The sequence below is a fragment of the Streptomyces canus 299MFChir4.1 genome, from assembly GCF_000383615.1.
In the GTDB taxonomy this organism is placed as follows: domain Bacteria; phylum Actinomycetota; class Actinomycetes; order Streptomycetales; family Streptomycetaceae; genus Streptomyces; species Streptomyces canus_C.
Map to the genome: position 1 here is coordinate 139,949 of NZ_KB911590.1, position 25,979 is coordinate 165,927.

The window sequence follows — 25,979 nt, forward strand, 5'->3', positions numbered from 1 at the left end:
TCGGACGGAGTCCGGCGCAGGCTCCCGAAGCCCGTGAGGTCCCCCGGGGGCCGAAGGGTGCGAGGGGGCCGTCGGGGATGGTGCCCATGTGTGAGGGCGGGGGACAGGCGAAGGTGACGGTCATCGAGAGGCTGTGAGGCCCTGAAGGACCTCCTCGGCCTCCTTCATGATCCGCTCCATCAGCTCCGCGCACGACGGCAGGTCGTCGATCACCCCGGCGACCTGTCCGGAGGCCATCACGCCGAGATCCGTACGGCCGTCCACCATCGCCGACTTGAGGAGCATGGGCGTGTTGGCGGCGAGCAGGACCTGGCTCCAGGTGAGGTCCTTGCCGTGGCGCAGGGCGAGGCCGTCCTGGACCAGTTGCCGCCAGGTGAGCCCGGACAGCCGCCGGAAGCCGGCCGCTCTGCGGACGGCCCGCGCCAGGGACTTCGCCCGCCCGGAGTCCTCCAGCGCGGTCACCAGGTCGGTCCGCAGCATGCGGTGCGGAAGGCCGTCGACCGCCCGGGTCACCGTCACGTCCTTGACCGTCGCCGCCAGATAGCGCGCCTTCACCGCGTCCGGCACCGTCGAGTCCGCGGTGAGCAGGAACCGCGTGCCCATGGCGACGCCCGCCGCCCCGTACGCCAGCGCCGCGACCAGACCCCGCCCGTCGAAGAAGCCGCCCGCCGCCACGACCGGGATGTCCACCGCGTCCACCACCTGAGGCAGCAGAACCGTCGTCGCCACCTCCCCGGTGTGTCCGCCGCCCTCGCCGCCCTGCACGATCACCGCGTCCGCACCCCAGCCCGCGACCTTCTCGGCATGGCGCCGGGCGCCGACGGACGCAATGACGACGATCCCCGCCTCCTTGAGCCGCGTGATCAGCTCCGGGGAGGGCGCGAGGGCGAAGGAGGCGACCCGGGCCCCCTCCTCGATCATGATCCGCACCCGCTCCCCGGCGTCCGCCGCGTCGGCGCGGAGGTTGACCCCGAAGGGCGCGTCCGTGCGGGAGGCGACCTCGCGGATCGCCTCCCGCAGCCGGTCGGGGGTCATCGTCGCGGACGCCAGGATGCCGAGTGCGCCCGCGTTCGCCGCGGCGGAGACCAGGCGCGGTCCCGCCACCCATCCCATCCCGGTCTGCACGACCGGGTGGCGGACCCCGACCAGCCGGGTGAACGCGGTCTCCATCAGGCGCCGACCTCCCGGGCCCGGGTGTCGGCCGGGTCGAGCACCTCGCGGATCAACTCCAGTTCTTCGGCGGTCGGTTCGCGGGTGTACGGCACCTCGTCCGGTACGGCCAACTCGAAGCCGGTGGCCTCCCGGACCTGCTCCACGGTGACCCCGGGATGCACCGAGGCCAGCCGCATCGAGCGGTCCGGGGTGTCGAAGTCGAACACGCCCAGGTCGGAGACGACCCGCGGGATGCGGTGGAAGCGCGCCCCGGCGGCGTGGTCGTACCCGACTCCGCACACCATGTCGACCTTCTCCACGAACACCCGCCGGGAGTGCCTGGGCACCCAGTAACTGGTCGGGTTGTTCAGGGTGTTGACCGGTGCGCCCCGCACCCCGAGCAGCTGCCGCTTCGGCCTCGCCCAGTCGCCGATGCAGGAGATGTTCTGGTTGCCGTACCGGTCGATCTGGCTCGCGCCCATCATCACGTGCCGCCGCCCGCCGGTGACCAGGGCGAGGTGTTGGCGGTAGGGCAGCCAGCCCTCGGGTGTGCCGTCCGGGCGGACCAGCAGGGCCTCGCCGTCGGTCAGCAGCAGGTCGGGGGAGAAGGTGAGACGGGCGAGCCGGGCGCCCACCGAGGGGATCAGGCCCATCGGGCTCGCCAGGATCTCGCCCGCGTCCCGCCAGGCCTCGGCGCAGGCGATCACGCAGTACTCACTCCGGGTCGCGGTCATGCGGTCCTCCCCCGAGATACCGTGCGGCGAACTCCGGCCAGGGCGTGGTCGCGTACTCCCGCTGCAGGGCCTCGTCCCGGCCGTAGTCGGGAGCGCAGGAGGTGAAGTGCGCGCCGCCCGGAGCCTCGACCACGCCGGTCACCGTGTGCCGTTTGACGAGCAGTGACTGCGGCGGCGCGTCCTTGGTCAACTCGGCGGTCTCCACGATCCGTTCGCAGGAGACGTACGCGGTGTCGGCCGCCTCGCAGAACAGGTCGTCGAAGTACGGGTCGGGGCCGAGACACTGGCCGTTGCCCAGCCGGTCGGCGCGGTTCAGGTGCACCAGGGCGGCATCCATACCGAGCGCGGGCATGGCCACGAACGTCTCCCGGTCGTCGTACGGCGAAGTCACCGTCCGAAGGCCCGGGTTGACCCGCACGACGTCCGATCCGATGCCCGCCCGCACCGGCAGGAACGGCAGCCGGTTGGCGGCCGCCCGCAGGCCCCACATGAACATCGCCTCGTCGACCTCCATCAGCTCGAAGGCACCGACTTCGCGGGCCGCCCGGTAGTGGGGTTCGAGGGGGATCGAGTCGAGGGTGACGAAGGCGGCGACGAGCTTGCGGATGCGCCCGGCGGCGGCGAGCATGCCGACGTCCGGGCCGCCGTAGGAGACGATCGTCAGGTCGGTGACGTCCGAGCGCAGCAGCGCGCGCACCAGCGCCATCGGCTTGCGGCGCGAACCCCAGCCGCCGATGCCGAGGGTCATGCCGCTGCGCAGCCGGGAGACGACCTCGTCGGCCGTCATGGTCTTGTCGCTCACTCGGCCTCCCTGCCGAACCTGTCACGGACCCGGTCGGCGACCCCGCTGACGCTCGCCTCGTAGGTGAAACCCTGTTCGTAGCGGTAGCTGCGGCGGACGTCGACCGGGTCGATGCCGTTGATGGCGGCCTTGGCCAGGCGCAGCAGCTCGCCGTCCTTGGCGGCGATCTCGCGGGCCGACTCCAGGGCCGCGGCGGTGAGTTCGTCCCTCGGGACGACCCTCCACACCGCGCCGTGCCGGTGCAGTTCGGCGGCGGTGACCGTGCGCGAGGTGAAGTACAGGGCGCGCATGAGGTGCTGGGGGACCAGGCGGGCCAGGTGGGTGGCCGCGCCGAGGGCGCCGCGGTCCAGCTCGGGCAGGCCGAAGGTGGCGTCCTCGCTCGCCACGATCACATCCGCGTTGCCCACCAGGCCGATGCCCCCGCCCAGGCAGAATCCCTGCACGGCCGCCAGCACGGGCACCTCGCAGTCGTACACCGCCGAAAATGCCTCGAAGCAACCGCGGTTGGCGCCCACGAGGGCGGCCGAGCCACGCGACTGGATCTCCTTGATGTCCACGCCCGCGTTGAAGCCGCGCCCCTCGGCCGCCAGGACCACACACCTGACCTCCGGATCACGGCCCGCCGCGCGCACGGCGTCGGCCAGGGCGAACCAGCCGTCCACCGCGAGGGCGTTCACCGGCGGGAAGTCGATCCCGACCCGGACGATCCCCTTTTCCGGGGACGAGGTGGAGACACCCATGGCCGCATCAGCTACCTTTCCACCAAACGTTTGTTAGGTGAAGGGTAGCGGTGAATGGAGCTGAGCGGGAGGGTCGTGGTCGTCACCGGGGGCACGCGGGGAGTCGGCGCCGGGATCGCGCGCTCCTTCGCGGAGGCGGGGGCGGAGGTCGTCGTCTGCGCGCGCAGACCGCCCGAAGTCCCCCTGCCGAAGGCGCGGTTCGTGCCCCTGGACGTCCGGGACGCCGACGCCGTAGGGGACTTCTTCGCCGAACTGCCGCGCCTGGACGTCCTGGTCAACAACGCGGGCGGCGCCCCCTACCGGCTGCTCGCCGACACCGGCCCCGAACGGCATGTCCGCGTCCTGGAGTTGAACCTCCTCGCCCCGCTCACGGTGTCCCTCGCCGCCTACGAACACCTGAAACGCACCCGCGGCTCGATCGTCATGATCGGCAGCGTCAGCGGCGGCCGGCCCTCGCCCGGCGCCGCCGCGTACGGGGCGGCCAAGGCGGGCCTGGAGAACCTCGCCCGATCGATGGCCGTGGAGTGGGCGCCGGACGTCCGGGTGAACACCCTGGTCGTCGGCATGGTCCGCACCGAGCGGTCGCAGCTGCACTACGGCGACGAGGAGGGCATCGCGGCGGTCTCCCGCACGGTCCCGCTCGGCCGCCTGGCCGAACCCTCGGACGTGGGCGCCGCAGCCGTGTTCCTCGCCTCGGACGCCGCCGCGTACATCAGCGGGGCCTCGTTGCTGGTGCACGGCGGCGGGGAACGGCCGGCGTTCCTCGACGCCGCAACGGTCAACAAGGAGACGTGAACCATCGACAAGGAGACGTGAGATGACCGGAATCAGCGACGGCCGGGTCGTCGTCGTCACCGGCGCGGGCCGCGGTCTCGGCCGCGCCCACGCGCTCGCCTTCGCCGCCGAGGGGGCACGGGTCGTCGTCAACGACCTCGGCGTGGGCCTCGACGGCACACCGGACCCCGAAAGCCCCGCCGTCCTCGTCGCCGAGGAGATCCGCGCGGCGGGCGGCGAGGCCATCGCCCACGGCGGCGACATCGCCACCCCCGACGGTGCCGCGTCTCTCGTCCGGGCGGCCCTGGACGCCTACGGCCGCCTCGACACCCTCGTCAACAACGCCGGGTTCCTGCGCGACCGGATGCTGGTCAACCTGGAGGAGGACGACTGGGACGCGGTGATGCGCGTCCACCTGAAGGGCCACTTCCTGCCGCTGAAACACGCGGCCGCGCACTGGCGGGCGGAGACGAAGGCGGGCCGTGCGCCGGCGGCCAGGATCGTCAACACCTCCAGCGGGGCAGGCCTGTTGGGCTCGGTGGGACAGGGCAACTACAGCGCCGCGAAGTCCGGGATCGTCGGCCTCACCCTGGTCGCGGCGGCCGAACTCGCCCGCTACGGCGTCCAGGTCAACGCGATCGCCCCCGCGGCACGGACCAGGATGACGGAGCGGACGTTCGCCGACACGATGGCCGTTCCGTCCGACGGCTTCGACGCGATGGCTCCGGAGAACGTGTCCCCGCTGGTCGTGTGGCTGGGCTCGGCGGAGTGCGCAGGGGTGACGGGCCGGGTCTTCGAGGCGGAGGGCGGCCGGATCACGGTGATGGAGGGCTGGCGGCCGGGCCCGAGCGCCGACCGAGGCGCGAAGTGGACCCCGGCGGAGGCAGGAGAGACCGCACGGAAGCTGCTCGGCGAGGCGGAGACACCGGCTCCGGTGTATGGCGCGTAACTGGACCTGCCCAGGGACGCGGGGAACTGCGCGACCAGCCACAGGACACTCGCAGACGGGCGCAAACCCTACGTGTCACACTCCAGAACCGTCCGGCACAAAGCGCATCGCGCCCGCACCCGCCCCCGCACCGGCACCCGGAGCCGCTGGTGACAGGTAGGACAGGGAAACGACACCCGCAGACGCCCGGGCCCGTCCGGGGTGAACGTGTAGGGAACCCCCGGCTGCGGACCGGGGGCGTGGCGGCGGTCCCGGGCGTAGCGGCGGCGGCCCGCCCAGCCCGCCGCAGTGAGGGGTGGCTGTTCGGAGTCCTGGCGGGCCTGCGCCATCCCCTTCACATACGCCGTGTACGCCTGCGCGCTGGTGAACCACACCGAGGGGTCCTCCCCGAACACCAGCGACCGCTTCGCCAGCACGTACCCGAACTCCTCCGGCGTGAGATACCCCAGCTTCTGCGACGACGCCGCGTCCTCCCGGTAGGCGTCCAGCAGCAGCCAGCCCGCCCCCAGATACGTCGTCGCCGTGTCCGTGAGGATCTCGTTCTCCCGCACCCCTGGGAAGGAGAGGTCCAGCCGGTGCAGATACACGTGCATGACCTCGTGGGCCAGTGCCGCGCCGATGTCCCGCCGATGGGTGCGGAAACGGTCGTTCAGCTCGACGAAGTACTCGGGGCCCGCGGTGAGTTCGACGTTCGCCGCGTGGGTCATCTCCCGGAAGCTGACCACGAACCGGGCGTCCGGCAGCCGGTAGTGCCGCACCAGCTCCCGGGCCACCCGCTGCGTCCCGAGATAGAGGTCGTCGGTGTCGCAGAACGCCACGTCCACCGGCGCCACGCTCGTCGCGAACGTCTGGACGGTGTCGTAGGAGAGCCGCTTGTAGAGCGCGTTGATCGAGGCCCGCACCGTCTCCAGGTGCGGGTAGCCGTGCTGGACCGGTCCGTCGTTCGTCACGCCCGTACCCCCAAGACGCCCTGAACCCGATTCCACTCTACGAGGTCGCGGGCGGATTCTCGTGGGTCGGATCCGGCGCACGGAGCCGGAGCGCGGGCCCGCTCGCCGGTGCATCCTCCAGCTCCAGCACCCACACGTCGTTGCCTCCCTCCCGCAGCACCGGGCCGGGCACGTACAGCGTCCGCTGCGGGCCCGCGGACCAGTACCGGCCGAGGTTGAAGCCGTTGACCCACACGAACCCCCGGGTCCAGCCCGGCAGCTCAAGCACCGCGTCCCCGGCGCCCCGCACGCTCACCTCACCCCGGTACAGCCCCGCCGAGCCGTCCCCGGGGACCGCCCCGAAGCCGATCCCGGTCACGGAGTCCAGCGCGTCGAGGCGCAGCCCCCGCGCCCGCACCCCGTGCAGGAACTGCCGTTCGTGCAGCAGCCCCCCTGTGATCCCCTTGGCCTCCCCGCTCCTGGGCCCGTAGTTGACCCGCCCCAGCGACTCCACCCACAGCTCCACGCGCGCGTACCCCGCGACCGGCTCCTTGAGCTGCGCGTCGTCCTCGGTGAGCACCCCGGCCCGCTCCCCGTTCACGTACACCACCGCGAGATCCCGCAGCCCCCGCGCGATCAGCGGGTACGGCTGCCGCGGCCCCGGCACGGTCACCTCGTACCGCACCAGCCCCCGGTCGACGTCCAGCTCCTCGAAGGTCGGCGGCACGGGGCCCTCGTGGACCGGTCCGCCGTGCTCCTCCAGGACGGCGGACAGGGAAGCCCATGCGGTCAGGTCCACGTCAGTCATGGCACCCAACACCTCCGGCGCGGGCGGCAGCTCCGCCACCGGACCGTACGCGGACAGCACCTCACGGAAGCGCCAGAACTTCTCCGTCGGCCTGCCGTACTCGTCGATCGGCGCGTCGTAGTCGTACGACGTCACGTCCGGCTCCAGCGGACCGTCGTGCAGCGCGCCCCCGCCCCGGTTGGCGCCCGCCCAGCCCGCGAAGTTCGTGCCCCCGTGCGCCATGTACAGGTTCACCGAGGCCCCGCACTCCAGGATCTCCCGCAGCGCCGCGGCCGCGTCCCCGGCGTCCCGTACGACGGGCCCACCGCCCCAGTGCTGGAACCAGCCGCACCAGAACTCCATGCACATCAGCGGGCCGTCCGGCCGGTACCGGCGCAGCGCCTCGAAGGCCGTACGGGCGCCGGAGCCGAAGTTCACCGTGGCGAGGACACCCGGGACCGAACCGCCGGTGAGCATGTGGTCCTCGGGGCCGTCCGAGGTGAACAACGGCACCGTGACGCCCTCCGCGCGCAGCAGCTCCGTCAGCCGCAGGAGATACCCGGCATCCGAGCCGTAGCTGCCGTACTCGTTCTCCGCCTGGACCATGATCACCGGGCCGCCGCGGTCGATCTGCCGCTCCACGACCTGCGGCAGCAGCCGCCCGAACCAGCGTTCCACCTGCCCGAGGTACACCTCGTCGCTCGTGCGTGCGTGCCCCTTGAGCCAGTGCGGCAGACCGCCGTTCTCCCACTCCGCGCAGATGTAGGGACCGGGGCGCACGATCGCCCACAGCCCCGCCTCCCGGGCCGCGTCCAGGAACCGGCCCAGCGCCGCCACGTCCCGGACGTCACCCGGGTGCGGCTCGTGCAGATTCCACGGCACGTACGTCTCCACACAGTTGAGGCCCATCGCCCGCAACATCGCCAGCCGGTGCCCCCACCCGGCCTCGTGCACCCGGAAGTAGTGCAGCGCGCCGGACAACAGCCGCACCGGTCGGCCGTCCAGCAGGAAATCGGTTTCACCCACCGTGAACTCGCTCATAGGCTCCACCCTCGCCACTGGCGGCGATCAGGTCCATGGACAAAGATCGGCGCTGCTTGGACCGAAGCGCACGCAAGGAGCGCGATGTACCACACCTGGATGCGATTCCTCACCCCCAGCCCCGTCCACCACCGCCTGGGCGTGGTCTGCCTGGGAGTCGGGCTCCAGTACGGCGCGCTGCCCACCGTCGGCCCCCGCACCCTCGACAGCCACGTCGCCGTCGTCATCAGCACCGGCACCGGGTGGTACGAGACCCCCGACGGCCGCCGTACGACCGTCACCGCGCCCTCGCTGCTGTGGCTCACCCCCGGCATCCCGCACCACTACGCACCCGACCCGGAAACCGGCTGGGACGAGGGGTTCGTCGGCTTCACCGGCCCCGCCACCGCCACCTACACCGAACTCGGCTACATCGAACCCGACCGCCCCGTCGTGCCCCTGTCCGACGCCACCGGGCCGCGCGCGGTCATCGCCCGCATCGCCCGCGCCGCCCGCCGCGACAACCCCCTCCTGGAGGTCGAGACCGGCGCCGCCGTCCACGAACTCCTCGTCGCCCTGCGCCGCGCCCGTGCCGACCTCGCCCCCGACGGCGACCCCGTCCTCAAGGCCCTCGCCCGCGACGCCTTCAAACCGATGTCCGTCGCCGACCACGCCACCCGGCACGGCATGACCCTCGCCGAACTGCGCACCGCCGTCCGCCGCGGCGCCGGCTGCAGCCCCAAGGACTACCTCCTCGGCATCCGCCTCGGCCGCGCCAAGGAACTCCTCGCCGCCACCGAACTCCCCGTCGCCGCCGTCGCCCGCCGCGTCGGCTACGACGACCCCGCCTACTTCTCCCGCCTGTTCACCCGCCGCGTCGGCATGGCCCCGATCCGCTTCCGCGCCCAGGAGAGCCGGACGGTGCCCGGTGGCTGGAGCAACCAGGTACCGGATCCGGACGATCCGCCGAGGATCTGAAGGGGCGGGGTCGGGGGCCGGGTAGCCGATCACCCGCCTCCCGCTCCGGCCGTTTCGCCGACAGTCGACGTCCAGGTCCCCCGATCCGACGTCGAACCGTTCACCCCGTCCCCTTAGGGTTGTCGCCCATGACCACCAGCAACACCGGATCCGGTGACGTCGCCCCCGCCGTCCGCGAAGAGCTCGGACGGCTGCGCGACAGCATCGACAACATCGACGCGGCCGTCGTCCACATGCTCGCCGAGCGCTTCAAAGCCACCCAGCAGGTCGGCCACCTCAAGGCCCGCCACCAGCTGCCGCCCGCCGACCCGGCCCGCGAGGCCCGCCAGATCGAGCGGCTGCGCACCCTCGCCGAGAACGCCAAACTCGACCCGGCGTTCGCTGAGAAGTTCCTGAATTTCATCATCGCCGAGGTGATCAGGCACCACGAGCGCATCGCCGAGGACACCGTCGACGACTCCACCCCCCTGGCCGATTGACCTCGCCGGACGCCCCGGGGAGGTGACACGGGCGCCCGCACCCGGCATGCTGCGCTGTGCACTCCTTGTCAGCCCGCGAGCACTCCGTGTCAGCACACGGACGTAGGCTGGCTGTCCGCGAGGGAGGGACGTCGGGCCATGCCTTCGGATGCCAAGATCCTCATCGTCGACGACCACGAGGACACGCTCTACGCCCTGGAGAGCGCCCTGGCCCCCCTGGGCTACCGGCTCGGCCGCGCCACCAGCGGTGACGAAGCCCTCAAGCAGGTGCTCAGGGGCCAGGTCGGCCTCCTGCTCCTCGACGTACGGATGCCCGGCGTCAGCGGCCTCGACGTGGTCCGCTACATGCGGCGCCTGGAGCAGACCCAGCACATCCCCGTCGTCCTGCTCACCGGCTTCGGCCCCGACCACGAACTGACCTCCGCCGCCTTCGGCCTCGGCGTCGCCGACCTCGTGATGAAACCCATCGACCCCTGGGCCCTGCGCACCAAGGTCCGCTACCTCTTCGACACCCACCGCCGCCACCTCGCCCTCGAACAAGAGGTGCGGGAGTTACGCGCCCTCGTCAAGGACCACGGCGAGGACAAGGGCCACGACGAGGAGGACGGCGACGCGGCGGCCCGCCACCGCGCGCTGCCCCACCCGGACGCGCGCGTACCGGTCCAGCGCATCAACGGGGCGCACACCGGGGAGCTCGAACAGGACCGGACATAAGGCGTGTACCGATCCGCCTCTGTGAGTTGCCTCTGCCATCAGGCAGCATGTCCTGCATGTCCGTACTGACGCGCGACGAAGCGCAGACCCGTGCCAAGCTCCTCGACGTTCACCACTACGCCATCGCGCTCGACCTCACCACCGGTGACGAGACCTTCACGTCCCGGACCGTCGTCCGGTTCACCGCGCGCACGCAGGCGGACACCTTCGTCGAACTCAAGCCGGCCGAACTGCGGGAGGCCACCCTCGACGGCCACCCCCTCGACCCGGAGACCCTCAAGGACAACCGGCTGCCCCTCAAGGCACTGACCCCCGGCGAGCACGAACTGCGCATCGACGCCGTCATGCGGTACTCCCGCACCGGTGAGGGCATGCACCGCTTCACCGACCCCACCGACGGCGAGACCTACGTCTACACCCAGCTGTTCATGGAGGACGTCCAGCGCGTCTTCGCCGCCTTCGACCAGCCCGACCTCAAGGCCGTCTTCGACCTGTCGGTCAAGGCCCCCGCCGGCTGGAGCGTCCTCGCCAACGGCATCACCACCGACCTCGGCGACGGCCACTGGCAGGCCGCCGCCACGCCCCTGATCTCCACCTACCTGGTCGCCGTGGCCGCCGGCCCCTGGCACTCCGTGCGCACCGAACACCGCGGCCTGCCCTTCGGCATCCACTGCCGCCGCTCGCTGGCCCCCTACCTTGACCCGGACGCCGACGAGATCTTCGAGATCACCAGGCAGTGCTACGACCGCTACCACGAGAAGTTCGAGGAGCCCTACCCCTTCGACTCCTACGACCAGGCGTTCGTCCCCGAGTTCAACGCCGGCGCCATGGAGAACCCCGGCCTCGTCACCTTCCGCGACGAGTTCGTCTACCGCTCCGCCGTCACCGACACCGAACGCCAGACCCGCGCCATGGTCATCGCCCACGAGATGGCCCACATGTGGTTCGGCGACCTCGTCACCCTGCGCTGGTGGGACGACATCTGGCTCAACGAGTCCTTCGCCGAGTACATGGGCTACCAGACCCTCACCGAGGCCACCCGCTTCACCGACACCTGGGTCGACTTCGGCGTCATGCGCAAGGGCTGGGGCTACGACGCCGACCAGCGCCCCTCCACCCACCCCGTCGCCCCCGAAGCCGTCGACGACACGGCAGCGGCCCTGCTGAACTTCGACGGCATCTCCTACGCCAAGGGCGCCTCCGCACTGCGCCAGCTGGTCACCTGGCTCGGCGAGAAGGACTTCCTCGCCGGCATCAACACCCACTTCGCCCGCCACCGGTTCGCCAACGCCACCCTCGCCGACTTCATCGACTCCCTCGCCTCCGCCACCGAACGCGACGTCCACGCCTGGGCCGACGCCTGGCTGCGCACCACCGGCGTCGACACCCTGCGACCCGTGGTCACCCCCGGCGAGGAAGGCACGTACACCCTCCAGGTCGAACACAAGGGCAGCCGCCCGCACCGCGTCGCCGTCGGCCTCTACGACCTCGACGTCGCCGACGAGGGCCGCCACCTCGTCCTGCGCGAACGCCTCGACCTCGACGTCCCGCAGAGCACCCCGCAGTCCATCGGCAAGCGCCCCACCCTCCTCCTCCTCAACGACGGCGACCTCACCTACACCAAGGTCCGCTTCGACCCCGAGTCCTTCAAAGCGGTCACCGAGACCCTCTCCGGCCTGCCCTCGCCCCTGAGCCGCGCCGTCGTCTGGAACGCCCTCAGGGACGCGGTCCGCGACGGCGAACTCCCGCCCACCGCCTACCTGGACGCCGCCCGCACCCACCTCCCGCACGAGACGGACCTCGCCCTCGTCCAGGGCGTCCTCGCCTTCGCCTCCACCTACGTCGCCGACCGCTACGTCACCCCCGAACAGCGCCCCGCCGCCCTCGCCACCCTCTCCTCCCTCTGCCGCGACCTCATCCGCCGCACCGAGGACGGCGACAACCCCGGCCTGCGCCTCATCGCCGTCCGCCACAGCGTCAACGCCGCCGCCCACCCCGACACCATCGCCGCCTGGCTCGCCGACGGCACCGTCCCCGGCGGCCCCGAACTCGACCCCGAACTGCGCTGGCGCGTCCTCGCCCGCCTCGCCGTCCTCGGCGCCACCGACGAGAGCGCCATCGCCGCCGAACTCGCCCGCGACCCCTCCGCCACCGGCCAGGAAGGCGCCGCCCGCTGCCGCGCCGCCCTGCCCACGGAAGAGGCCAAGGCGCAGGCCTGGGAAGCGATGTTCACCCGCGACGACCTCTCCAACTACCTGTTCACCGCCACCGCCCAGGGCTTCTGGCAACCCGAACAGACCGACCTCGTACGGCAGTACGTGCCCCGCTACTACGAGGACGCCGTCGCCCTCGCCGCCCGCCGCGGCCCCGCGATCGCCGACGCCGCCGGTCGCTGGGCGTTCCCCGACCACGCCATCGACGAGGACAACCAGGCCCTCGGCCAGGCCTGTCTGCGCGACGCCGACCCCATCCCCGCCCTGCGCCGCAAACTGGTCGACCAACTCGACGACCTGGGACGCGCGTTGCGCGTGAGGCAGTCGTAGAGCGGATTTTCCCCGTACGGGAGTACCCCCTTCCGGGTCAGGATCGTTGAACTCTCCGGGCGCGCCCAGGCAACCGCGTCCAAGCTGGAAGCTCCCAGCGCCCCCGGAGGTCGACGATGAGCACGCCGCCCCTGGCCTCAGGCCCCGAAGGCCGCGATGTGCTGCGCCCGCTGCTCGACACGGTTCTGGACGCGCTGGGGGAGGGAGAGCGTCTCAGGGGCGGTCCGCTGCCGGCCGGGGGCCCGCCCGAGGTCGCCGAGCGGATGCGGGCCGCGGCGGGGGACGTACTCCCGCAAGAGGGTGACCCGGAGGCGCTACGGCGCCTGGTGCGCGCCTTGGCGGAAGGCTCCGCGGACCCGGCGGACCCTTTCTGCACAGCCCACCTCCACTGTCCGCCTCTCGCGGTGGCCGCAGCGGCAGACCTGGCTGTGAGTGTTCTGAACCCGTCGATGGACTCGTGGGACCAGGCCCCGGCAGCCTCGGAGCTCGAGGCACTGGTGACACGTGCACTGGCAAACGAGGTCTACGCAGACCCACCCAGGGGCGCGGGGCCGTATCGACAGGCGGCTCCGCCGCGGGGCGCGACCAGCCCCCACCGGCCCGACGCCCTGATCACAACCGGTGGCACGGAATCCAACCAACTCGCCCTCCTCCTGGCCAGAGAGACACATGGCCCCGGTGTCCGCCTCATCTGTGGCGAAAACGCTCACCACTCCCTCCCGAGGTCCGCCTGGCTCCTGGGCCTGCCCGAGCCGGTGATCGTGTCCACCCCCCACGGCACCCTCGACCCCGCAGCCCTCGACAAGGCCCTGCACGGACCGTCGGTCATCGCCGCGACCGCCGGCACCACCGACGCCGGCCTCATCGACCCCCTCCCCGAGATCGCCGCCCTGTGCGCACAGCGGGGCGCGCGGCTGCACATCGACGCGGCCTACGGCGGAGGACTCCTCTTCAGCGCACGGCACAGAGCCAAGCTCACCGGCCTGAGCGTCGCAGACACCGTCACCCTCGACCTGCACAAACTCGGCTGGCAACCGGTCGCCGCAGGCCTCCTTGCCGTACGCGACGACAACGACCTCGCCGCCCTGACCCATCGCGCCGACTACCTCAACGCCGACGACGACACCGAAGCCGGCCTCCCCGACCTCCTCGGCCGCTCCCTGCGCACCACCCGCCGCCCCGACGTCCTCAAGCTCGCCGTCACGCTGAAGACCCTGGGACGGACGGGGATCGGCGCACTCGTCGACCAAGTCTGCGATCAAGCAAGGCAGTTCGCGGAACTCATCGACCGGCACCCCGGCTTCGAACTCCACGCCCCGCCCACCATCAGCACGGTCCTGTTCCGCCCCGCGGGCGCCACCGACGACGCCGTCGCCGCCGTACGCCGAAGCCTCCTGACCGACGGCCGCGCCGTCCTCGGCCGAGCCCGCGCAGCGAACCGGCTCTGGCTCAAGGCCACCCTCCTCAACCCCACCACCCGGCCGGCCGACCTCGCCGGACTCCTGCACCTCGTGGAAGGAACCACCCCCCGATGAACCCCCACCCCCCACACCACGAGCCCGACGCACCCCGCGACCTCGTCGGCATCGGCATCGGACCCTTCAACCTCTCCCTCGCCGCCCTCGCCCAGCCCCTCACCGCACTCGACACCGTCTTCTACGACCAACGCCCCGCCTTCGGCTGGCACCCCGGGCTCCTCATCGACGGCGCCACCATCCAGGTCCCCTTCCTCGCCGACCTGGTGACCCTCGCCGATCCCGCCAGCGAATGGACCTTCCTCAACTACCTCAAAACCCGCGAGCGCCTCTTCCCCTTCTACTTCGCCGAGCGCTTCCACATCCAGCGCGCCGAATACGACGCCTACTGCCGCTGGGTCGCCGAGAACCTCCCCGGACTCCACTTCAGCCACCAGGTCGACGCCGTCCGCTTCAACCCCGAACGCGACGTCTTCGAAGTCGACTTCACCCAGCTCGACAACGACGGCGAAGCCGAAGCACTGGGCCGCACCTACACCAAGAACATCGTCCTCGGCATCGGCACCGAGCCCTACGTGCCGGAGCCGTTGAAGCCCCTCGTCGAGGCGCCCGGCGTGCCCGTCATCCACGCCACCGACTACCTCGACCACCGCCAGAGCCTCCTCGCCGCCGACCACGTCACCGTCGTCGGCTCAGGACAGTCCGGCGCCGAGATCTTCCTCGACCTCCTCCGCCACCGCCCCACCGGCCGCGAAAAACTCCACTGGCTCGGCCGCACCGAGGCCTTCGCACCCATGGAGTACTCCAAGCTCGGCCTCGAACACTTCACCCCCGACTACACCCGCTACTTCCACGCCCTGTCCGAAAGCGTCCGCGACCGCCTCGGCACCACCCAATGGCAACTCCACCGCGGCATCGACACCGACACCATCGCCGCCATCCACGACGAGCTCTACCGCCGCACCCTGCACGGCGGCTGGCCCGACACCGTCCTCACCCCCGGCGTCCGCGTCCGCACCGCCGGCAGAATCGCCACCACGAAGATCGAACTCCACCTCGAACACATCCAGCAGAGCACCCGCTCCCGCCTCACCACCGACGCCGTCGTCCTCGCCACCGGCCACCGCGAACGCCCCCTCGACCGCATCCTCGCCGGACTCGACCCCTACATGCGCCGCGACAGCCGCGAACGCCCCCGCGTCGACGAACACTTCCGCCTCGCCCTCGACCCGTCCGTCACCGGCGCCGACTGCCACGTGTACGTCCAGAACGCCGAACGCCACACCCACGGCGTCGGCACCCCCGACCTCGGCCTCGCCGCCTGGCGCAGCGCCACCATCCTCAACACCCTCACCGGCAAGGACGCCTACCCCCTCCCCACCCGCACCGCCTTCACCACCTTCGGCCTCGAAGACCGGCTGCCCCTCATCCCACCCGCCCGCAAGGCCTCCGTCCTGACACCCCTCGTCGAAGGACGGTAAGAAACCGGCGACGGCCTCCACGCCAACGGCGCCGGCGTGAAAGTCATCGCCGGCGCCGCGGACACCACCCTGCTCAGCCTCTAGAAGACCGGCGTACCGTCCCGCGTGAGCCTCCAGTCCACCGACGCGAACTCCTTCGGGTCCAGCACACCCTTCGCGGTCACCCACTCCGCGATCCGCGTCCGGATCTCCGTCGACTCCGACCACAGCTCGGTGGCGGAGGCCACGTGCGGAAACGCCCCGCCACCGTTCGCCCGGTAGTTGTTCACCGCGAACACGAACTTCTGCGCGTCGTCCAGCGCGGCACCGTTGTAGGTCAGGTTCTTGATCCGCGAACCCGCCGCCTGAGCGATGTCGATGTCGTACGACAGCCCCGACACGTAGTCGTAGTTGTAGTCCGGACGGTTACCCGCGTTCGTCAGCTTCTCCACGTCCACCACCGCGCCCGCCGCCGTCCGCACGAAGTACTCCGCCGAGTACTCCAGGTACGCCCTGACCTGCGCACCCGTCAGCAACTTCGCCACCAGCGTGTTGTCGTACACATACAGGCTGGACAGGTCCCGGATCGTCACGGAGCCCGCCGGGATCTCCGACGTCCGCGAGAACGGCGACGCCTGCGCGATCACGGGCAGCGAGGCGTACTCCGTACCCGCCAGCGCGGCCTTGACCACGTCCTCCTGCACCTTCGTGATCAGGTCGATGATCGGGGCGTCCTTGTAGCGCGCCTCGACCGTCGTCAGCGTCTCAGTCGCCGTACCGACCACCTGGTTCACGTACCTCACGACGACGTCGTGATCGGCCTTCAGCAGCTTCGTGATCTTCGGGTCGTCCGCGACCGAGTTCGAGTTCAGCACCTTGGACGACACCGACTCGACCGACCAACGCCCCTTCGCGAAGACCAGCTCGATGTCGAACAGCGACAACCGCTCCGCGTACGCCAACGGCTCCGACAGCACGACCGTCTTCCCGGTCTTCGCGTTGGTGACCTTCAGCTCCGGGATCTCCACATGCGCATGCCCCACCAGGATCGCGTCGATCCCCGGCACCTGCTGCGCCACCAGCGCCGCCGAGTTCTCGACATACGGCAACTGGTCACCGTACGACGACGTACCCGACGAACCCGAGTGCGCCGACACGACCACCACGTCCGCACCCATGGACCGCAGCTTCGGCACCCACTTCGCCGCCTGCTCCTCAAGCCCCGGGAACGTCAACTTCCCCTGCACATAGGCCTTGTCCCAGATCGCGATACCCGGGTTCGTCAGACCCAGCACCGCCACCTTCACCGGCGGCGCGCCCTTCACATGGAACGTCTTGATGAAGAACGGCGGAAAAGCGGGCTTCAGCGTCTTCGCGTCCAGCGCGTTCGCGCCAAGCAGCGGGAAGTCGCACTGCTCCTCGAACTTCCGCAGCGTCTCGATGCCGTAGTTGAACTCGTGGTTGCCCAGCGCCACCGCGTCGTACCCGATGGCGTTCATGGCCGCCGCCATCGGATGGACGGGACCGCCCTTCGCGGTGATCGGGTCGACCTTCGCGTAGTAGTACGTCAGCGGCGTCCCCTGGATCGTGTCGCCCGCGTCCAGCAGCAGCGTGTTGCAGCGGCCCTTCTCCGCACGGACCTGGTTCACCAGCGTCGAGATCCGCGACAGACCCTGCGCGTTGCCCGCGGTGTCCTTGTACTCCGCGTCCTTGAAGTAGTCCCAGTTGAAGACATGACCGTGCAGGTCGGTGGTGCCCATCACGGTCAGCGAGTACCGCTTCTCGCGCCCCTTCCCGGCCTCCGCGGCCTGGGCGGCCGGAGCACCCACGGCACCGGCCAGCGCGACACCCGCACCGGTCACGGCGGACTTCTCCAGGAACTTCCTGCGGTTCAAGGCCATGTCTTGATCTCCTCGGGGAACGGTCAACAACGCGCGTAGATTCTGACCCGCACATGTCGAACGGCAACAGCCCCCGCAGGTTTCGATCTGATGACCCAACCAGCCACCGACCGGGTCCGTAACCGGCCAAGAACTGACACAGTGGGTCGTTATGGCCACCGACTCCGTTCCCTACGGCACCCCCGACGCCCCCCGCATCGCCGTCCGCGGCGAAGCCCACCTCGAAGTCGACCCCGAGATCGCCCGCATCAGCGTCACCGTCGCCTCCCGCGGCAAGGACCGCCGCACCGCCCTCGACGACCTCACCCGCCGCAACACCGCCGCCCTCGACCTGCTCAAGTCCTACGGCGACGCAGTCGAACACCTGGAAACCGGCTCCTTCTCCGTCACACCCGAACTCAAGGAACACGGCCGCGGCGAACGCGTCCACGCCCACCACGGCCGCGTCCACATCACCGCGGAACTGACCGACTTCACGGCCCTCGGGGAACTGACGACCCGACTGGCCGACCAGGAGTTGACGCGGGTCGACGGACCCTGGTGGGCCCTGCGCCGCGACTCACCCGCCTACCGGGAAGCCCGCCAACAGGCCGTACGGGAAGCCGTCCAGCGGGCGAGGGAGTACGCGGAGGCGCTGGGCACGTCACTGGCGTCCTTGGTCGAACTGGCCGACATCGGCGCCGAGGACCCCGAACCCCGCTTCGTCGGCAAGGCCAGCCGCGCTCGCTCCATGGCCTACGAGGCCGCAGCCGACACCTCGGCCGCCCCACTCGACCTCGAACCCCAACGCCAACACGTCCACGCCCAGGTCAACGCACGCTTCACCATGGCACCACCCGCACTGTGAGCGGCACTCGAATTTGCATTCGGAATGCTCATCAGAGCGGGGTGGCGCACACTTCAACGCTTGTCAACAACCCTTCACCCAGAGGTTGTTGAGTCGTCATACCTCCCCAATTCCCTACCCGTCGGTAAGGTCTAGGCTCGAAACATGCGCCGAGCAAAGATCGTCTGCACCCTGGGCCCCGCCACCGACTCGTACGACCAGATCAAAGCCCTGGTCGACGCCGGAATGGACGTAGCCCGCTTCAACCTCAGCCACGGCAGCTACGCCGAACACGAGGAGCGCTACCACCACGTCCGCAAGGCCTCCGACGAGACCGGCCGCAGCGTCGGCCTCCTCGCCGACCTTCAGGGCCCGAAGATCCGCCTCGGCAATTTCACCGAAGGACCCGTACTCCTTGAACGCGGCGACACCTTCACCATCACGGTCGAAGAGGGCGCGGCGGGCGACCAGCGGTCCTGCGGGACGACGTACGGCGGACTCGCCTCGGACGTCACCGTGGGTGAGCGCATCCTCGTCGACGACGGCAAGGTCTGCCTGGAGGTCACGTCGGTGGAGGGCCCCCGCGTCCACACCAGGGTGGTCGAGGGCGGCATGGTCTCCGACCACAAGGGCCTGAACCTCCCGGGCGTCGCCGTCTCGGTCCCGGCGCTGTCCGAGAAGGACGAGGAGGACCTGCGCTGGGCCCTGCGCATGGGCTTCGACGTGATCGCCCTGTCCTTCGTACGGTCCGGCCAGGACATCGAGGCCGTCCACCGCATCATGGACGAGGCGGGGCGCCGGGTCCCGGTCATCGCCAAGGTCGAGAAGCCCCAGGCGGTCGAGGCGATCGACGACATCGTCGCCGCGTTCGACGGCATCATGGTCGCGCGCGGAGACCTGGGCGTGGAGATGCCCCTGGAGCAGGTGCCGATCGTCCAGAAGCGCGCGATCAAGCTGGCGAAGCGGAACGCCAAGCCGGTGATCGTCGCCACGCAGATGCTCGACTCGATGATCGAGAACTCGCGTCCGACGAGGGCGGAGGCGTCCGATGTGGCGAACGCGGTCATCGACGGCACGGACGCGGTGATGCTGTCGGGTGAGACGAGCGTGGGCAAGTACGCCGTCGAGACGGTCCGGACGATGGCGAAGATCGTGGAGGCGGCGGAGGAGGACATCCTGGCGAAGGGGCTGCCGCCGCTGACGGAACGGAACAAGCCCCGCACCCAGGGCGGTGCGGTCGCCCGAGCGGCGGCGGAGATGGGTGACTTCCTGGGCGCGAAGTTCCTGGTGGCATTCACCCAGTCCGGCGACACGGTCCGCCGTCTGTCCCGCTACCGCTCCCCGATTCCCCTGCTGGCGTTCACCCCGGAGCCGGCGACCCGGTCCCAGCTGAGCCTGACCTGGGGTGTGGAGACGTTCCTCGGCCCGCAGGTCGACTCCACGGACGCGATGGTGGACCAGGTGGACGAGTTGCTGTTGCAGTACGGGCGGTGCGAGAAGGGCGACGTGGTGGTGATCACGGCCGGTTCACCGCCCGGGGTATCCGGCTCGACGAACCTGGTCCGGGTGCACCACATCGGGGAGGACGACAGTCCGAAGTAGGGGGCGGGGTCGGTCAGTGCTTGGGGCCTACGTGGGTGTCCATGAGGGCTACTGAGGCTTTTCGGGCGATCGAGATGTTGCAGGCGTTCATCTGGCGCCAGTCGACGCCCACTCGGTCCAGGGTGCTGGTGAAGAGCCGCATGATGTCGACGGACCTGTTGCTGAAGCAGTACCGGGGATATTCGTAGCGCTTGCGCTCACCGGCTACGAGGCGTGTCGTCCAGTTGGTGATGCGGCATCCGTCCGAGTGGATGAGGCCGCGGATGAAATCCCAAGGGTGGGTGTCGACGATGGCCTGCTGCCACGGCACAAGGGCGATGGTGCGCTCGTGCTTCTTACCGGGGCCGTGCTGTGGAAACAAGCAGTGCAGATGCTTCGAGTAGACCTTTACGTTGCGGCAGCCGATCTTCCGCACGCGGCAGACGGCATTGTCAGGGAACACTGCGCGCATGGCCTGCTCGCAGGCGTCCATCAGGCCTGGCCAGGATTCATCGCACGTGATCATCAGGTTGGGCACCCGGTGCTCGGAGTATCGGCTGATGTGGCCGTCCCCCAGGTAGAGGCCGAGCAGGTAGCTGTACGCCTCTTCGTCGAGGTCCCTGTCATCGCATCGTGGGCAGCTCGGATCGTGTTTGCCCGGGCACTCGCCGCGCTTCGCTCGATCCAGGTGCTTCCAGTAGGCAATAGTGCCGGGCGGGACGCTGAACTTGCGCGCGACTTCTGCGTTTTTGGCGCCGCCGCGTAGCAGTGCCAGGGCCTTCTGTCGAACCTCAGTGCCGTGATCGTTCATGCGGCCACTCTGTGAGAGTGATCGCGACGACACGCAGCAAAAAGCGGATGTTCACGAGAACGTGGACATCCGCTTCTTAGTGGGAACCTTGGAATCCAAGGAAAAGTGCCCCAGGTGGGATTCGAACCCACACTGTCCGCTGTTTGAGAGCGGCCTCTCTAACCGGTTGGAGTACTGGGGCCTTGGAAAGGAAGGATAAGTCCAACCCCTCGCGCACCTACCTTACCGCAGCTAGGTACGCTCTTGTCAGCAGTACCCCTGCCCCTGAACGAGGAGCCCCCGTGACCGCCCCCGAGTCGCCCCAGCCCGTAGACGCGCCCGACGACGACAAGTCGCACGTGCCTCCGCTGACGACCCGTGTCGTCATTGCCGAGGACGAGGCCCTGATCCGGCTCGACCTCAAAGAGATGCTGGAGGAAGAGGGCTACAGCGTCGTAGGCGAGGCGGGCGATGGCGAGCAGGCCATCGAGCTCGCCCGTGAGCACAAGCCGGACCTCGTGATCCTCGACGTGAAGATGCCCAAGCTGGACGGTATCTCCGCCGCCGAGAAGATCGCCGAGGAGCGCATCGCCCCGGTACTGATGCTCACCGCCTTCTCGCAGCGCGACCTCGTCGAGCGGGCGAGGGACGCCGGTGCGATGGCGTACCTGGTCAAGCCGTTCAGCAAGAGCGATGTCGTGCCGGCGATCGAGATGGCGGTGTCCCGGTTCACGGAGCTGCGGGAGCTGGAGAACGAGGTCGCCGACCTCACCCTGCGCCTGGAGACCCGCAAGCTGGTCGACCGGGCGAAGTCGATTCTTCAGACGTCGTACGGTCTGACGGAGCCCGCCGCGTTCCGGTGGATCCAGAAGACGTCGATGGACCGCCGTATGTCGATGCAGCAGGTCGCGGAGGCGGTCATCCAGGACGCCGACGAGAAGAAGGCCAACAAGGGCTGAGCGGCCGTAGAAGAACAACGAGGCCCGCGTCCCCGGTGAAGGGGGCGCGGGCCTCGGCGTACTACCGAACGATCAGTCCTCGCCGAGGTACGCCTTGCGGACGGACTCGTCGTGGAGGAGGTCCTGGCCGGTGCCGGAGAGGACGATGTTGCCGACCTCCATGACGTGTCCCTGGTCGGCCAGGGAGAGGGCCGCCTGGGCGTTCTGTTCGACGAGGAGGATCGTCGTGCCCTGGGACTTGAGTTCGACGATGGTCGCCATGATCTTCTGCATCATGATCGGGGAGAGGCCCATGGAGGGCTCGTCGAGCATCAGCAGCTTCGGCTGGGACATGAGGGCGCGGCCCATGGCGAGCATCTGCTGTTCGCCGCCGGAGAGGGTGCCTGCCGCCTGGTTGCGGCGTTCTCCCAGGATCGGGAAGAGCTCGTAGGCGCGCTGTATGTCCTTTTCGATGCCTTCCTTGTCCTTCCTGAGGAAGGCTCCGAGTTGGAGGTTCTCGAAGATCGTCAGGCGGGGGAAGATGTGCCGGCCTTCGGGGGAGTGGGCGAGTCCGAAGGAGACGATCTTGTGGGCGGGGACGCCGCTGAGGGGCTTGCCGTCGAAGAGGACCTTGCCGGAGGTGGGCTTCAGGAGGCCTGAGAGCGTCCGGAGGGTCGTCGTCTTGCCGGCGCCGTTGGTGCCGATGAGGGTGACGACCTGGCCGGCTTCGACGCTGAAGGAGATGCCCTTGACGGCTTCGATCTTGCCGTAGGAGACCCGGAGGTCCTCGACTTCGAGGAGTGCGGTCACTGGCCTTCTCCCTTGGTGCTGGTGGTGCTCTGCGCGTCGGCCGCGTCGGCGCCGGCGGCTTCCGTCGCGCCGGGGTCGCCGTCGAAGGGTTCGCCGAGGTAGGCGGCGATGACGCGTTCGTCGGCCTGGACGACCTCGGAGGTGCCTTCGACGAGTTTTTCGCCCTGGACGAGGACGGCGACGCGGTCCGAGAGGTTGAAGACGAAGCGCATGTCGTGCTCGATGAGGAGGACGGCGACGCCCATGTCGCGGATGGCGAAGACCAGCTCTTCGGTGGCTCGCGTCTCCTGGGGGTTCATGCCGGCCGTGGGCTCGTCCAGGAGGAGCAGGCCGGGTTCGGAGGCCAGGGCGCGCGCGATCTCCAGCTTGCGCTGTTCGCCGTAGGGGAGGTTGCGGGCGAGGTGGTCGCGCTTGGCCTCCAGGCCGATGAACTCGAGGAGTTCCATGGCCCGTTCTTCGCTGGCCTTCTCCGCCTTCTTGAAGCCGGGTCCGCGCAGGAGGGCGGACCAGAGGCCTTCCTTGGTGCGGGTGTGGCGGCCTACGAGGACGTTCTCGAGGACCGTCATGTTGGCGAAGAGGCGGATGTTCTGGAAGGTGCGGGCGATGCCGGCCTTGGTCACCAGGTGGGGCTTGGGGGGAAGGACGGTGCCCTGGTAGGTGACCGTGCCTTCGGTGGGGACGTAGAGGCCGGTGAGGCAGTTGAAGAAGGTGGTCTTGCCGGCGCCGTTGGGGCCGATGAGGCCGACGATCTCGCCTGCGTTGACGGTGAAGTCGACCGAGCGGACGGCGGTGAGGCCGCCGAAGCGCATGGTGACGTTGCGGGCTTCGAGTACAGGTGTGGTCATGGTGCTCACGCCCCCGCCTTGGTGACGGCTGCGGGTTCGCCGGTCAGCGTTGTTGTTTCCGGTACGTCGAGTTGGCCGGTCTCGTGGAATTCGAGTTGGCGTCGGCGGTTGGCGATGATGCCTTCGGGGCGGAAGCGCATCAGCAGGATGAGGGCGATGCCGAAGGCCAGCAGCGACTTGTCCTGGAGGAACACCAGCTTCTCGGGCAGCAGGTAGAGCAGTGCCGCGCCGAGGATGGGGCCTGCGACCGTGCCCATGCCGCCGAGGACGACCGCGGCGAGGAGGAAGGCCGAGTTGGGGGGTGTCGAGCCCGCGAACTGGTACGGCGTCGGGACGACGCTGTAGGTGACGTGGGCGCTGACGGTGCCGGCGAGGCCGGCGAGGGTGGCGCCGAGGGCGAAGGCGATGAGCTTGACGCGGAAGCCGTTGATGCCCATGGCGGTGGCGGCGGTCTCGTCCTCGCGGATGGCGATCCAGGAGCGGCCGATGCGGGAGTCGGCTGCGCGGGTGTAGACCAGGACCACGATGGCCATGATCAGCACCATGAGCAGGTAGTAGTTGGCGAAGCGGCCGAGGGTGAAGCCTGCTATGTCGTGGGCGTCGCCGAGGTTGAACCCGAAGAACTTGAGGTCGGGGATGGCCGGGATGCCGTTGGGGCCGTTGGTGAGGTCGGGGCCGGAGTCGCCGTCCAGGTTGTTGACGGCGATGCGGAAGATCTCTCCGAAGCCGAGGGTGACGATGGCGAGGTAGTCGCCGCGCAGTCGCAGGGTGGGGGCGCCGATGAGGACGCCGAAGACGAGCGATGCGGCGGCGCCGGTGAGGGCGGCGGCCCAGAAGGGGAAGTGGACGCCGGAGAAGCGGGAGAACTCGGAGCCGGAGACGAGGGCGGCGGTGTAGGCGCCGACGCCGAGGAAGGCGACGTATCCGAGGTCGAGGAGGCCGGCGAGGCCGACGACGATGTTGAGGCCCAGGGCGACGGTCCCGAAGATCAGGATGTTGACGCCGATGTTGGCGTAGTGGTCGTTGGTCTGGGTGAAGGGGAACGCGATGGCCGCGGCGAAGCCCATGGCGAGCGTGAAGCTGCGGTTGCGGGCGACGATGCGGGAGAAGCGGTCGTTGAGGCCGGCGGTGTGCATCGCCCAGACGGCGAAGACGACGACGATGAGGTAGCCGACGAAGAGTTCGCCGTACTCGGTGTCGATGCCGTAGGTGAAGACGGCCAGGCCGACGATGGTGGCGACGGTGATGATCGCGCGCTCGACCCAGGGGCTGAGGGGTGCGGGGGCGGGGATGCCGTCGGGCTTGGCGAGGTAGGCCTTGAGGTTGCCCTTGGCGCTCGCGGTGCGGGGCTCGGGGAGGGCGAAGGCGCCGATGACGGGGAGGAGGGAGGCGATGGCCGCGACCCAGCCGCCCGGTTCGAGGTTGGCGAGTCCGCCGAGTTCGGCGGCGATCGAGACGACCGTGTACCAGGTGACGCCGAAGCCGCCGAGTGCGGTGAGCACGAGGGGGGCGTTGTTGCGGGCGGGGATGAGTCCGCGCAGGCCGCGGATGTCGTAGGCCGCGAGCGCGAACACGGTGGTGAGGAGGCCGGCGATGAAGGTGAGCCACTGGAGGCCGCCGGGGTAGCCGCTGATGGTGAGGTCGCCGGGGAACTCGCTGGTCCAGGTCCAGGCGAGGAAGGCGGAGGCGGCGGTGGCGATGCCTCCGGCGAGGAGGAGTGCGCGGGCCGCGGGGAGGGGCAGGGGGATCAGGCCGCGGGTGGTGGTGTCGGTCATCGTGATCACGCCCTGTCCGCTACGCGTTCGCCGAGCAGGCCTTGTGGCCTGACGAGGAGGACGATGATGAGCAGGCAGAAGGCCCAGACGTCCTTCCAGGAGCCGCCGCCGAAGAGGTGCATGCCGGGGATGTCGTCGATGTAGGCGGAGGCGAGGGTCTCGGCGACGCCGAGGACGAGGCCGCCGAGCATGGCGCCGTAGATGTTGCCGATGCCGCCGAGGACCGCTGCGGTGAAGGCCTTGAGGCCCATCAGGAAGCCCATGCGGTAGTCGATGCTGCCGTATTTCATGCCGTAGGCGACGGCGGCGACGGCGGCGAAGAAGCCGCCGATGGCGAAGGCGATCACGATGATGCGGTTGGTGTCGATGCCCATGAGCTGTGCGGTGTCCGGGTCCTGGGCGGTGGCCTGCATGGCGCGGCCGGTGCGGGACTTGCGGACGAAGAAGGCGAGGGCGGACATGCAGACGATCGCGGCGACGATCAGGAAGATGTCGGCGTCCTTGATGGTGATGGAGCCGATGTCGTGGGTGGCGTCGAGGCCGGGGAAGGCGACGGCGCGGTCCGCGTGCGGGTAGAAGTTGCGGACGACTTCCTGGAGGGCCAGGGAGAGGCCGATCGCGGTGATGAGCGGTGCGAGCCGTGGGGCTCCGCGCAGGGGCCGGTAGGCGAACCGTTCCGCTCCGACGGCGATGAGGATGGCGACGATGCCGCCGCCGATCAGCATCAGGGGGACGGCGAGGGCCATCGAGGTGCCGTCGGGGAGGATGTAGAAGTAGACCGTGAAGGCGCCGAAGGCGCCGGTCATGAAGATCTCGCCGTGCGCGAAGTTGATGAGCTGGACGATGCCGTACACCATCGTGTAGCCGATGGCGATGAGCCCGTACATCGAGCCTAGAAGCAGCCCGTTGGCCAGCTGCTGCGGCAGGGTGTTCACCGCGTGGCCTCCATTGTCGCTGGTGGTCGTGTGCACGTTTGG

23 protein-coding genes and 1 tRNA gene are annotated in these 25,979 nt (G+C 69.9%); 11 read left to right on the forward strand and 13 right to left on the reverse strand.

The window, feature by feature from the left end; translation table 11 throughout:
- Positions 1 to 120 precede the first annotated feature (120 nt).
- The 4 genes from H293_RS0121850 to H293_RS0121865 are packed head-to-tail and all read right to left on the reverse strand — an operon-like array spanning position 121 to position 3,428.
- Complete coding sequence (locus H293_RS0121850; RefSeq protein WP_020119975.1) at positions 121 to 1,170, reverse strand: NAD(P)H-dependent flavin oxidoreductase; 1,050 nt, start codon at positions 1,168 to 1,170, stop codon at positions 121 to 123.
- Complete coding sequence (locus tag H293_RS0121855) at positions 1,170 to 1,886, reverse strand: CoA-transferase subunit beta (RefSeq protein ID WP_020119976.1); 717 nt, start codon at positions 1,884 to 1,886, stop codon at positions 1,170 to 1,172. Before H293_RS0121855 ends, H293_RS0121850 begins: the two co-directional genes overlap by 1 nt.
- Positions 1,867 to 2,688: a CoA transferase subunit A gene (locus tag H293_RS0121860; protein WP_020119977.1), complete on the reverse strand. Its 822-nt coding sequence runs from the start codon at positions 2,686 to 2,688 to the stop codon at positions 1,867 to 1,869. Before H293_RS0121860 ends, H293_RS0121855 begins: the two co-directional genes overlap by 20 nt.
- Complete coding sequence (locus H293_RS0121865) at positions 2,685 to 3,428, reverse strand: enoyl-CoA hydratase family protein (RefSeq protein WP_020119978.1); 744 nt, start codon at positions 3,426 to 3,428, stop codon at positions 2,685 to 2,687. The genes H293_RS0121860 and H293_RS0121865 overlap by 4 nt, the downstream gene beginning before the upstream one ends.
- Positions 3,429 to 3,482: 54 nt before the next feature.
- On the opposite strand from H293_RS0121865, the gene H293_RS0121870 reads away from it, so the two are divergent.
- Both H293_RS0121870 and H293_RS0121875 read left to right on the forward strand, forming a co-directional pair.
- The gene (locus H293_RS0121870; RefSeq protein WP_020119979.1) at positions 3,483 to 4,223 is read left to right on the forward strand and encodes an SDR family oxidoreductase; all 741 of its coding nucleotides are present in this window, start codon (positions 3,483 to 3,485) and stop codon (positions 4,221 to 4,223) included.
- A 22-nt stretch (positions 4,224 to 4,245) separates the two neighbouring features.
- Positions 4,246 to 5,151, forward strand: coding sequence for an SDR family oxidoreductase (locus tag H293_RS0121875; RefSeq protein ID WP_020119980.1), 906 nt, complete (start codon positions 4,246 to 4,248; stop codon positions 5,149 to 5,151).
- 68 nt (positions 5,152 to 5,219) lie between these two features.
- On the opposite strand, the gene H293_RS0121880 is transcribed toward H293_RS0121875, so the two are convergent.
- The gene (locus H293_RS0121880; protein ID WP_020119981.1) at positions 5,220 to 6,101 is read right to left on the reverse strand and encodes a hypothetical protein; all 882 of its coding nucleotides are present in this window, start codon (positions 6,099 to 6,101) and stop codon (positions 5,220 to 5,222) included.
- A gap of 37 nt (positions 6,102 to 6,138) precedes the next feature.
- On the reverse strand, positions 6,139 to 7,908 hold the full coding sequence (locus H293_RS0121885; protein WP_020119982.1) for a glycoside hydrolase family 35 protein: 1,770 nt from the start codon (positions 7,906 to 7,908) through the stop codon (positions 6,139 to 6,141).
- A gap of 84 nt (positions 7,909 to 7,992) precedes the next feature.
- On the opposite strand from H293_RS0121885, the gene H293_RS0121890 reads away from it, so the two are divergent.
- The 6 genes from H293_RS0121890 (at position 7,993) to H293_RS0121915 (ending at position 15,557) form a co-directional block, all read left to right on the forward strand.
- Positions 7,993 to 8,865 (forward strand): helix-turn-helix domain-containing protein, encoded by an 873-nt coding sequence (locus H293_RS0121890; RefSeq protein WP_020119983.1) that lies wholly within the window; start codon positions 7,993 to 7,995, stop codon positions 8,863 to 8,865.
- Positions 8,866 to 8,993: 128 nt separating this feature from the next.
- Positions 8,994 to 9,344, forward strand: coding sequence for a chorismate mutase (locus H293_RS0121895; protein WP_020119984.1), 351 nt, complete (start codon positions 8,994 to 8,996; stop codon positions 9,342 to 9,344).
- A 138-nt stretch (positions 9,345 to 9,482) separates the two neighbouring features.
- Entirely contained in the window at positions 9,483 to 10,058 is a 576-nt protein-coding gene (locus tag H293_RS0121900) for a response regulator (protein ID WP_020119985.1), read from the forward strand.
- Between the two features lie 56 nt (positions 10,059 to 10,114).
- Complete coding sequence (pepN, locus tag H293_RS0121905; RefSeq protein WP_020119986.1) at positions 10,115 to 12,601, forward strand: aminopeptidase N; 2,487 nt, start codon at positions 10,115 to 10,117, stop codon at positions 12,599 to 12,601.
- A gap of 116 nt (positions 12,602 to 12,717) precedes the next feature.
- On the forward strand, positions 12,718 to 14,136 hold the full coding sequence (locus tag H293_RS0121910) for a pyridoxal phosphate-dependent decarboxylase family protein (protein WP_020119987.1): 1,419 nt from the start codon (positions 12,718 to 12,720) through the stop codon (positions 14,134 to 14,136).
- Positions 14,133 to 15,557, forward strand: coding sequence for a lysine N(6)-hydroxylase/L-ornithine N(5)-oxygenase family protein (locus tag H293_RS0121915; RefSeq protein WP_020119988.1), 1,425 nt, complete (start codon positions 14,133 to 14,135; stop codon positions 15,555 to 15,557). The genes H293_RS0121910 and H293_RS0121915 overlap by 4 nt, the downstream gene beginning before the upstream one ends.
- 80 nt (positions 15,558 to 15,637) lie before the next feature.
- Here H293_RS0121915 and H293_RS0121920 read toward each other — a convergent pair whose 3' ends face one another.
- The gene (locus H293_RS0121920) at positions 15,638 to 17,437 is read right to left on the reverse strand and encodes a bifunctional metallophosphatase/5'-nucleotidase (RefSeq protein ID WP_020119989.1); all 1,800 of its coding nucleotides are present in this window, start codon (positions 17,435 to 17,437) and stop codon (positions 15,638 to 15,640) included.
- Between the two features lie 151 nt (positions 17,438 to 17,588).
- On the opposite strand from H293_RS0121920, the gene H293_RS0121925 reads away from it, so the two are divergent.
- Both H293_RS0121925 and pyk read left to right on the forward strand, forming a co-directional pair.
- On the forward strand, positions 17,589 to 18,284 hold the full coding sequence (locus H293_RS0121925; RefSeq protein WP_020119990.1) for an SIMPL domain-containing protein: 696 nt from the start codon (positions 17,589 to 17,591) through the stop codon (positions 18,282 to 18,284).
- Between the two features lie 144 nt (positions 18,285 to 18,428).
- Positions 18,429 to 19,865, forward strand: a complete 1,437-nt coding sequence (gene pyk / locus H293_RS0121930) for a pyruvate kinase (protein WP_020119991.1) — start codon at positions 18,429 to 18,431, stop codon at positions 19,863 to 19,865.
- Between the two features lie 13 nt (positions 19,866 to 19,878).
- On the opposite strand, the gene H293_RS0121935 is transcribed toward pyk, so the two are convergent.
- Together H293_RS0121935 and H293_RS0121940 are read right to left on the reverse strand one after the other, a co-directional pair.
- On the reverse strand, positions 19,879 to 20,655 hold the full coding sequence (locus tag H293_RS0121935) for a hypothetical protein (RefSeq protein WP_020119992.1): 777 nt from the start codon (positions 20,653 to 20,655) through the stop codon (positions 19,879 to 19,881).
- 106 nt (positions 20,656 to 20,761) lie between these two features.
- Positions 20,762 to 20,836 (reverse strand) — tRNA-Leu (locus H293_RS0121940).
- A gap of 100 nt (positions 20,837 to 20,936) precedes the next feature.
- Here H293_RS0121940 and H293_RS0121945 point away from each other — a divergent pair.
- Positions 20,937 to 21,593, forward strand: coding sequence for an ANTAR domain-containing response regulator (locus tag H293_RS0121945; protein ID WP_020119993.1), 657 nt, complete (start codon positions 20,937 to 20,939; stop codon positions 21,591 to 21,593).
- Between the two features lie 72 nt (positions 21,594 to 21,665).
- Here the strand turns inward: H293_RS0121945 and H293_RS0121950 are convergent, their stop codons facing one another.
- The 4 genes from H293_RS0121950 to H293_RS0121965 are packed head-to-tail and all read right to left on the reverse strand — an operon-like array spanning position 21,666 to position 25,937.
- Positions 21,666 to 22,382 carry an ABC transporter ATP-binding protein gene (locus tag H293_RS0121950; protein WP_020119994.1) on the reverse strand — a complete coding sequence of 239 codons (717 nt, stop codon included), beginning with the start codon at positions 22,380 to 22,382 and terminating at the stop codon, positions 21,666 to 21,668.
- On the reverse strand, positions 22,379 to 23,227 hold the full coding sequence (locus tag H293_RS0121955) for an ABC transporter ATP-binding protein (protein ID WP_020119995.1): 849 nt from the start codon (positions 23,225 to 23,227) through the stop codon (positions 22,379 to 22,381). The genes H293_RS0121950 and H293_RS0121955 overlap by 4 nt, the downstream gene beginning before the upstream one ends.
- Before the next feature lie 5 nt (positions 23,228 to 23,232).
- On the reverse strand, positions 23,233 to 25,002 hold the full coding sequence (locus tag H293_RS0121960) for a branched-chain amino acid ABC transporter permease (protein ID WP_051138141.1): 1,770 nt from the start codon (positions 25,000 to 25,002) through the stop codon (positions 23,233 to 23,235).
- A 5-nt stretch (positions 25,003 to 25,007) separates the two neighbouring features.
- Positions 25,008 to 25,937 (reverse strand): branched-chain amino acid ABC transporter permease, encoded by a 930-nt coding sequence (locus H293_RS0121965; RefSeq protein WP_020119997.1) that lies wholly within the window; start codon positions 25,935 to 25,937, stop codon positions 25,008 to 25,010.
- Positions 25,938 to 25,979: the final 42 nt, after the last annotated feature.